The organism is Streptomyces sp. DH12, from assembly GCF_020873895.1.
Taxonomy (GTDB): Bacteria; Actinomycetota; Actinomycetes; order Streptomycetales; family Streptomycetaceae; genus Streptomyces.
Genome location: NZ_JAHWGT010001171.1, coordinates 1 through 441 on the forward strand (window position 1 = coordinate 1; position 441 = coordinate 441).

The following is a 441-nucleotide window of genomic DNA, read 5'->3' on the forward strand; positions in this document are numbered from 1 at the left end:
ATCTTGTTGAGCACCGGAATGATCTCCAGATCAGCTTCCAAAGCCAGATACAGGTTGGCTAACGTCTGGGCTTCGATGCCCTGAGCCGCGTCGACGAGCAAAATCGCTCCTTCACAGGCCTGCAGAGATCTGGATACCTCGTAGGAGAAGTCGACGTGCCCAGGAGTGTCGATCATGTTGAGAAGGTGAGTGACACCGTCAACCTCCCACGGCATCCGCACTGCCTGGGACTTGATGGTGATTCCGCGTTCCCGCTCAATATCCATGCGGTCTAAGTACTGGGCGCGAGCACTGCGCTCGTCAAGGACACCAGTGATTTGCAACATCCGATCAGCTAGGGTCGACTTGCCGTGGTCAATGTGTGCAATGATACAGAAGTTCCGGATGACGGCCGGATCTGTACTGCCAGGCTGAGGCGCGGACATCTGCTCCCTCATATAT

At 55.6% G+C, this 441-nt stretch carries 1 protein-coding gene; it reads right to left on the reverse strand.

Annotated elements, in window-relative coordinates:
- A partial coding sequence (locus LPA54_RS39090) for a GTP-binding protein (RefSeq protein ID WP_228985146.1) occupies positions 1-425 on the reverse strand: 425 nt, incomplete at its 3' end.
- Positions 426-441 lie beyond the last annotated feature (16 nt).